Annotated in this window: 6 protein-coding genes; 5 read left to right on the top strand and 1 reads right to left on the bottom strand. The window is 64.7% G+C overall.

Annotation, left to right across the window (positions count from 1 at the left end; genetic code table 11):
* Positions 1 to 100: 100 nt before the first annotated feature.
* Positions 101 to 3,121, bottom strand: a complete 3,021-nt coding sequence (locus ASE78_RS04070; protein ID WP_235514866.1) for a TonB-dependent receptor plug domain-containing protein — start codon at positions 3,119 to 3,121, stop codon at positions 101 to 103.
* A gap of 342 nt (positions 3,122 to 3,463) precedes the next feature.
* Here ASE78_RS04070 and ASE78_RS04065 point away from each other — a divergent pair, with 342 nt between their 5' ends.
* From ASE78_RS04065 to ASE78_RS18170, 5 genes are all read left to right on the top strand, one after another.
* A complete protein-coding gene (locus ASE78_RS04065) occupies positions 3,464 to 5,131 on the top strand; it encodes a Mu transposase C-terminal domain-containing protein (protein WP_056493603.1) in 1,668 nt (555 codons plus the stop codon).
* A 2-nt stretch (positions 5,132 to 5,133) separates the two neighbouring features.
* Positions 5,134 to 6,051 carry a TniB family NTP-binding protein gene (locus ASE78_RS04060; protein WP_056493601.1) on the top strand — a complete coding sequence of 306 codons (918 nt, stop codon included), beginning with the start codon at positions 5,134 to 5,136 and terminating at the stop codon, positions 6,049 to 6,051.
* Positions 6,041 to 6,427 carry a TniQ family protein gene (locus ASE78_RS04055; protein ID WP_056493599.1) on the top strand — a complete coding sequence of 129 codons (387 nt, stop codon included), beginning with the start codon at positions 6,041 to 6,043 and terminating at the stop codon, positions 6,425 to 6,427. Before ASE78_RS04060 ends, ASE78_RS04055 begins: the two co-directional genes overlap by 11 nt.
* Before the next feature lie 77 nt (positions 6,428 to 6,504).
* Positions 6,505 to 7,101, top strand: a complete 597-nt coding sequence (locus ASE78_RS04050) for a recombinase family protein (RefSeq protein WP_056493594.1) — start codon at positions 6,505 to 6,507, stop codon at positions 7,099 to 7,101.
* Positions 7,102 to 7,174: 73 nt separating this feature from the next.
* Entirely contained in the window at positions 7,175 to 8,104 is a 930-nt protein-coding gene (locus tag ASE78_RS18170; RefSeq protein WP_082466999.1) for a cobaltochelatase CobT-related protein, read from the top strand.
* Positions 8,105 to 8,171: the final 67 nt, after the last annotated feature.

The raw sequence follows: 8,171 nt of genomic DNA, 5'->3' as shown, positions 1-8,171 counted from the left end.
CTCCCGACCACCCAATCAGGATACGCTGTGGGTGGTCGGGAGGGGGAGCGGGCTGGCACCGCATGGAAACCCGCGTTTCCGCGAGTTTCCAGACAGGCTATCAGAACTTGATGTTGGCGTTGGCGAAGAACTGCCGTCCAACATAGTCGTAGCCGGAATACAGCGGCGCGTTGGCGACGGTGGTGAACCCGACCGCGCTGATGCGCGGCGGCTTGGTGTCGAGCATGTTGCGGACGCCGACGGTGAACTGGAACTGCTTCTGCACGTTGAACTGCAACGACAGCGAATGCAGGAAGTAGTTGTCGACCTCCAGATAATAATTGTCGCGATATTCCTGCACCAGCTCGGGGTCGCTGATCCCGGTCAGATTGTCGAACGCGAAATAATCATAGGTCCGGTTGCGGTCGCCATCGGTCCAGTCGAGCCCGTAGCGGATCGTCACGGCGTCGACGTTGAACGTCGCGTCGAAATTGCCGACCCAGTCGGGCGACGTCACAATGCCGTTGGAGTCGGTCAGGAACTCTTCGGGGAACAGCCGGGTCGACTGTTCGGTATATTTGGTGACGTTGGCATTCAGGATGAACTTTCCGCCCAGCAATTCGCGGGCATAGCGGCCGTTGAATTCGAAGCCCTTGACGATGTTCTCCGACAGGTTGACGAAGCTGCTGGTCACGGTCAGCGCCTGGTTGGCATCGCGCTGGACGAAACGGCAGAAACCGCCGGTCGCATCGAAATTGGCGTTGCCGTAGCAGCGCTGGAGGATGGTCGCGCCGCTCAGGTCCGACACGCCATTGTCGACCTTCACGTCGAAATAGTCGAGCGAGAGCGACAACTGGCCCACCGACTCGGGCAGTTGCGGGCGCACCACCGCGCCGATCGTCCAGTTGGTCGACGTTTCCGCGCTGAGGCCGGCTTCCGCGCCGCCGACCCGGAACGAGGTGATGCCGCTGCGCTGTTCGAAGTCCGCCGGTAGGCCGATCGATGCGCAGTTGCGCGCGATGATCCGCTGGTTGGGCGATTGTTCGTCGGCGACCGGCAGCGCGCTGCACGGATCGCTGGTGGTGGGCAGGAAGCCGCTGGTGGCGCCGAGGAACTGTTCGGCCAGCGCGGGGGCGCGGTACGACGTGCCATAGCTGCCGCGCACGCCGAAGCCGCGGAACGGCTCCCATTCGCCCGCGACCTTGTAGGTCACGTCCGAACCATAGGACGCATAGTCGGTATAGCGCGCCGATCCGGTGAGGTTCAGGCGATAGAAGAACGGCTTGTCCTCGAAGATCGGCACGAAGATTTCGCCGAAGCCTTCCTTCACATTGTCCTTGCCGACCGTGGGCGTCGCCGCCGTCAGGCCGAACAGGTTGCCGTTCACCGAATTCAGGTCGGGCTGATCGTCGATGCTCTGGCGACGATGCTCGACGCCCAGCGCGACCTGCACGTCGCCGGCGGGCAGGCGGAACAGCGGACCGTCGATGTTGAAGGCATAGGTCGTCTCGCGGAAGCGCGTCTTGCCGATCGTGTTCTGGACGATGTAGTTGCGGAACGCGGCGGGCAGGTCGCCGCCGATCACGCCGGCGGTCAGCGCCGGTGCCGCGACGCAGGTCGGGTTGGCGGCGGCGCTGGCGCAACTGAAGGTGCCGTTGGCGTTGGCCACGACGTTGAGCGAATTGGCCAGACGATCGGTCAGGAACGATTCGGCTTCATAGGTGCCGTCGTTGAACGACTTGCCGACATAGGCGTCATAGCGCCAGCGCGGGAAGAAGAAGTCGCCACGCACCCCGCCCGACGCACGGACATAGTCGACCGTCTGTTCGGACGACGTCATGCCATAGCCGATGAAGGCGCGCGCCGCGATCAGCCGGCCGCTCGACGTGTTGGTCGGATTGGCGAACGCGCCGTTGCGGATCGCGGCAGGCAGCAGCGGGCTGCCCTGGAGATAATCGAGCGACAACTGGCGGTAGAGCGGCGTCGACGACTTGCGGCGCGTCGCCAGCAGCTCGCCATACACCTCGGCATCGCCAAGAAAGCCCAGCTTGTAGGTGGCGGCGAGATAGCCGGTGTAGATTTCGGCCGAGTTGATGAGCGGCTCTTCTTCCTGCCGCGGATCGAAGGTGTCGCGGTCATAGGTGCCGACGCCGAGATAGCCGGGGAACGGCCCGGTGGTCACGCCCGGCGCGGGCACGAACCGGTTGAACCGGCCGATGGTGCCGCTGGTCCGGCCGATCGCGTCGCGCGTGGGGAGACCCAGCGTGTTGATCGTCACGCCGCCATTGTCGATCGTGAAACAGGCGCGCGGATCGTCGGGCGCGAAATTGTCACCCGACCCGAATGCCGAGCCTTCGCCGTTCAGGAAGCCGCCGATCGGGCAGCCGAAGAAGGGCACGTCGTTGCGCGAGAGCGTGTCGCGCTTGCGATATTCGGCCGAGCCGATGATGCTCAGCCGGTCGTTGTTGAAGCCGAAGCTGGCGCTGCCGCGCCGATCGATGCCCGCGCCCACTTCGGGAACGTTCACCTGGAAATTGAGCTGAAGGCCGTTCAGCTTCTGGTCGGTGATGATGTTGACCACGCCGGCGACCGCGTCGGAGCCATAGACCGACGACGCGCCGGCCTTCAGCACCTCGATCCGCTCGACGATGGCGTTGGGCAGCACGTTGAGGTCGGCGGCGAGCAGCGAGCCGCGCGTGCCGCCCGGGGCCAGGCGGCGGCCGTTCAGCAGGATCAGCGTGCGGTTGGGGCCAAGGCCGCGCAGGCCGAGCGTGTTGGCACCGCCGCCGCCGTCGGTGACGAAGCCGCCATAAGCGCTGTTGATCTGCGATGCGCCCTGCGCGATCGCGTTGCTTTGCAGCGCGTCGGCGATGCTGGCGAAGCCCGCCTGGGTGATTTCGTCACGGCCGACCACGGTGATCGGCTCGGCGACCGAATATTCGTCGCGGCGGATGCGCGATCCGGTGACGACGATGTCGGCCCCGGCCGATTGCGCGTCGGCGTTCGGCGACTGCGGGCTTTGCGCGTCGGCCGGCACCTGCGTCGGATCGGGCACCGGGCTGGTCTGCGTATCGGTGGCGATGGTCTGTGCCGCCGCAGGCAAAGCGATAGCGATGGCCAGCGGCGTCAGAGCCGTGGCCACATAAAGATGTGACAGCTTCACGTAGTTTCCCCGTTTATTCAGCCGCTTGGGCTTGATCGATATAAGAGTATTTATATTGGAACCCGGCAAGCGGCAAAATGTAGGCCCTGCCTACTAGCGTCGCCGGTGTTGCCGAAGGGACACACCGGCCGTGGGTTATGGCCAGGATCGTCGGCGGCATGCTGCGCCGGTTTCTTCGGGCGATGTCAGTTCTCGAAGCCGATGTCAGCGGTAGGCGTATGATCGCTTGCTAAGCGGGGCCGGCATTTGTCACAGTCGGTGTCGCTGGCGATCGGACTCGATGTCAGCAGCTTGCACTTCCCTCGAAGTGGAGGTCGGCAGATGGCAGAAGTAGCTCCGGACCTGAGCCTCGTGCCCGAGCCGTTATGGCAGGAGGCGGAGCGGCGTGCGACGGTGCTTCGCCCTTTGGCAGCGTTGCCGTCATGTCCCCGCGAACAGGCCCGCGCAGCGGCTGCGGCCTTGGGCGTGACCGAGCGCCAAGTGTACCGTTTGCTCCGAAGATGCCGTGAGGGTGGCGGTGCCCTGACCGCCATGGTCAGCAGTGGGTCGGATGGCGGTCGCGGCAAGAGGCGTATCGAGGAGCGCCGCGATGCCTTGATCCGCGACGCTGTAGCCGAGCTGTACCTGACGCCGCAGCGGCTGTCGGCCGAGAAGATCGTGGTTGAGGTTCGCCGACGCGCCCGCGATCAGCATGTGTGCCCGCCATCGGCGAGTACCGTTCGGCGCAGGATCGCGGCCTTGTCGCAGGAGGAGCGGCGCCGACGCGGCGACGTGACCGTGCCGGAAGCAGTGCTGGGATCGACCGTGACGGCGAAGGCGCCGCTCGACGTGGTGCAGATCGATCATACGCCGGTGGACCTCATCCTGGTCGATCCGATCGAGCGCCGCCCGATCGGCCGACCCTGGGTGACGGTCGCGATCGACATGTTCAGCCGCTGCATCGCCGGATTCCTAGTGACGCTGGAAGGGCCGTCCTCCACCAGCGTCGGCCTGTGCCTGGCGCATGTCGCGTCGGACAAGCGGGCATGGCTGGAAGCTATCGGGGTCGATGCAGACTGGCCGGTGATAGGGCGCCCCCGGCAGATCGGGGTAGACAATGCCGCCGAGTTCCATTCGGAGGCACTGGAACGCGGCTGTGCCCAGCACGACATCACGATCGACTGGCGACCGCTCGGGCGACCACAGGTCGGTGGTGTCGTAGAACGGGTGATCGGCACGTTGATGGAGTTGGTGCATGGCCTGCCGGGCACGACCTTCTCCAACGTCATGCAGCGTGGACGCTACGACAGCGACAAGGCTGCGTGCCTGACGCTCGCGGAGCTGGAACGATGGTTGGCCGTCGCCATCGCCAAGCTCTACCACCTGCGTCCCCATGCCGGGTTGGACGGCGCAGCCCCGCTGCGACGCTATCAGGAAGGTGTGCGTGCCCTTGCCGCTGACGGTCGGGCACCGCCCACGCCGCGTGATCCGCGCGCGTTCCTGATCGACTTCCTGCCCGTTGTCCGGCGAACCTTGCGGCGCGACGGGATAGTGATAGACCACATCCACTATTTTTCGGATGCGCTGAAACCGTGGATCGAACGGGACGGACCACCCCGGCGCGTACTCATCCGCCGAGATCCCCGCGACCTCAGCCGCATCTACGTCCATGACCCGGACGACGGCGGCTATCTCGAAGTCGGCTACCGTGAACTTTCCCGGCCACCCGTCTCGCTGTGGGAACACCGTCTCGCCCGATCCCGCCTGCGCCGGCAACGGCAAAGTGAGGTAGACGAAGGCGTGCTGTTCGCCGCGATCGAGGAGATGCGCGAGATCGAAGCTCAGGCGCGAACTACGACGCGCACGACCCGGCGCAATCAGGCCCGCCGGATCGGGCTGCGTGTCATCACCGAGCCCGATCCTCGGTTGAGCGAACCTGCCTCGCCTTGGCCGGTGCTAGCGGTCGATGGCACAGCATCATCCGAGCCTTTCGACGTGGAGGAGTGGTGAGCATGACGGGCGAGCCGGATCATCTCTCGCCCGCTGCTCGCGCTATTGCCGACCTGCCAGCCTCGGAACGCCTAGCCCATATGCACGGCCAATGGTGGATCGCTCATCCCCACGCGGAAGCAGCGCTGGCGCGGCTCGATGACGCCTTCCGATTTGGACCAAGCCGCATCCGGCCGCCCAACCTGCTGATCGTAGGGCCGACCAACAACGGCAAGAGCATGATCGCTGAGAAGTTTCGGCGCCTGCATCCGCCGCAACCGAGTGCGTGCGGCCAGCGCGAGGTAGTGCCGGTCGTGGTGATGCAGATGCCGACCGAACCGAGCGTCCGGCGGTTCTACGGGGCGATCCTGACCGCGCTCAACGCGCCGGTGTCGTTCAACCTCCCTGGCGAACGTCTCGAACGCTATGCGCTCGACCTTCTGCGCGCCGTCGAAGTGCGGGTGCTGATCGTGGACGAGCTGCACAACTTGCTCGCCGGCACGCACCGTCGCCGCGCCGAATTCCTGAACATGCTCCGCTTTCTCGGCAACACGCTCCGCATCCCGATCGTCGGCCTGGGCACCAAGCAGGCGCAGATCGCGGTGCGCAGCGACGACCAGCTTGAGAACCGTTTCGAACCGGTCCCGCTGCCGGCATGGCACGACGACGGCGTGTTCGCGCGCCTCCTTGCCAGCTTCGAGCGTGCGCTGCCGCTGCGCGAGCGATCGACGCTGGCGGACGCGCCCGAGCTACGCAGCATAGTGCTGCGCCGTTCCGCCGGCCTGATCGGCGAGGTCGCGGCCTTGCTGACCGCCGCGACGGTTCATGCGCTGCTGCACGGACGCGAACGGATCGACCGCGTGATGCTCGAAGGGTGCGACTTTCGTGGGCCGGACGAACGGCGCGCCCTGTTCGAAGCGTCCTTCCCCCGTGTTCGATGAAGTCGAGCTGATGGGCGACCTACCGCGCCCGCGCTGGCCGCTGCATCCGCAACCGCGTCCGTTGGAGAGGCTCGACACCTACGTCCGCAGACTGGCCGACACCTACGGCATGGGTGTGGCGACCTTCTGTCGATATGGCCTCGGCTGCAATGTCGGCGACCTTGATCGCTGCGCGGACGATCCGCCCCAAGCCTTGCTGGATCGACTGTCGAGCGGCACCGGTCAGTCGATCCGCCGGCTCCGCAACATGACCGACGCCCGCTGCCATGCTCGAACCAAGGTGGCGGCGCGCTGGGTAATCCGCTGCGATCCGGAAATCGTCCACAAAATGCGGTTCAGATTTTCTGGACACGGCGGGTTTGTGGACAGTATTTAGAGACGGTCAGCACGCTATTTTGCGGATGCCGGCACGCTCGTCCACAAACCGAGCGGATTAGGGACAGGGGTAACACGATGCCGGACGTGCTGGGCTATGCCCGCGTTTCCACCAGCGACCAGGACCTGGAGGTGCAGCGGCGCCGGCTGACCGGGGAAGCCGGCGCGATCCGGGTGTTCGACGACATCATATCCGGCAAGAGCTTCGATCGACCGGGCCTAACCGAGATGCTGGGCTTCTGCCGTGCCGGTGACACCATCTGCGTAGTGCGCCTCGATCGGCTCGGCCGCTCGCTCAAGGAGCTGCTGGAGACGATCGACACGTTCAAAGCACGCGGGCTGGCGTTCCGATCGTTGGAGGAGCGTCTGGATACGTCGTCGGCCGCTGGCGAGCTGGTGTTCCACGTCTTCGGCGCCATCGCACATTTCGAACGGCGGCTGATCGTGGAGCGTACCCGCGACGGGATCGCCGCTGCCCGCGCACGCGGCAAGGTGCCGGGGCGGCCGACGCTCGACACCGACAAGCTCGCCTCGGCGCTTAAGCTGGTCGAGGCAGGTGTCCGTCCGGCGCAGGCTGCGAAGCAGCTTGGGCTTGGACGATCTACCCTTTACCGGGAACTGGCGCTGATCCGCCACCTAGCCCCGGACACGCCGTCGCTGGAGGGAGCGGCATAGATCACTCGCGCCGGATCGCCAGTAAGCTCCTTCTGCTTGCCCGGACCCCGCTGATCGTCCAGCTTGCAAGACCATGACGGCATCACCCATCATCATTGGCTTGAGGAAGAGGTTCGAAACCGGGCCCGCAACGCCTGATGGATCGGACTATCGGGTATTTACAACGGCCTTTGATGAGATTGTCGGTCCGGCCAACCTTTCCACCTTGCTTCCCCAGCTAACCAAGGAGCAGCAGCGCAGCTTCGATGATGCGAACAGTCAACTTGACACTCTTTTCATGGGTGAGCGAGTAAAGATTGCAGCAAGCGGCGCAGCTCTCGTTCGTGATCTTCAGGGCCATCTTCCTGTTGAAGAACGCGCTCGCGCCGTAGTATCCTTCCTGATCGATCACTCAGGCTCGATGCGCGGTCTTCGAATGATGTCAGCGCTTCTTGCCGTCGAAGGAGCTGTGGACGCGCTAGACGGAGCGGGCGTTGCCACCGAGCTGCTTGGATTTACCACAACCAGTTGGAAGGGCGGCAAGTCTCGCCAGGCTTGGCGTTGGGCGGGCAAACCTCCGCGCCCCGGTCGGTTGTGCGACCTGAGGCACCTGATTTACGGGGCGGCCGATCGGAACACTCGTCATCCGTGGCACCTGAGGATGGCGCTACGGCCGGACATGCTCCACGAAAATATTGATGGTGAGGCGCTGATCTGGGCGGCAGATCGGCTCGATCCTACGAAATGGGCGCGCCGAATAATCTGCCTTATCTCTGATGGTGCACCGATCGATGATTCAACACTGCTCGCGAACGACGACCAAAGTCTGCTGACCCGGCACTTGGAGCAATCAGAACAGCGTCTCATCGCTGAAGGCTTCACGATCGGCACGCTTTTGATCGGTGGCGAAAATGTTCGCGAACCGGCTCTCTTTGAAAGAGCGGAGGAACCTCAAGAGGCCGGTGTCGCTCTCATGCGCTTGGTAAGCCGCGCCCTGGTAGGACGGCCTAAGCCAACGGAGTAGGTGGCTGTGGATCGGCGTGGAAAAGGGACCCCGGTAGCGGGGTGATCGGCGTCGAAAAAGGACCCCT

It is taken from the genome of Sphingomonas sp. Leaf25, from assembly GCF_001421635.1.
Classification (GTDB): Bacteria; Pseudomonadota; Alphaproteobacteria; order Sphingomonadales; family Sphingomonadaceae; genus Sphingomonas.
Note: the sequence above shows the minus strand (reverse complement) of the source record. Positions and strands in the feature narration are given on the sequence as shown.